The 375-nt window shown below is 38.4% G+C and carries 1 protein-coding gene; it reads left to right on the top strand.

Going from position 1 to position 375, the window contains the following annotated elements; genetic code table 11:
- On the top strand, positions 1-375 hold a 375-nt coding region (locus HC175_RS20495), incomplete at both ends, for a WbqC family protein (protein WP_209310152.1).

The raw sequence follows: 375 nt of genomic DNA on the forward strand, positions 1-375 counted from the left end.
TATTACATCCTGCTTATTTCGGGCCTGTTTCTCAATATGTGGCTTTAGTCAAGGCTAAGGAGGTAGTTTTTGAGAATGAGGATAATTATCAAAAGCAAACCTATCGCAACCGTATGTATATTTATGGGGCAAATGGAAAACTTTCCCTCAATGTTCCCATTAAACATACCGGCAATAAATCGAATCATCAAAAATACCGGGATGTAAGAATTGAAAATGATTTCCCATGGCAAAAACAGCATTGGAGATCCCTCGAGACCGTATACCGCACCTCCCCTTTCTTTGAATTTTACGAAGATGATTTTCGGCCTGTTTATGATCAGAAATTTGAATTTTTGATCGACTTCAATTACAAATGTCTTGAGCTTGCGCTGG

The sequence above is a fragment of the Salinimicrobium oceani genome (assembly GCF_012037645.1).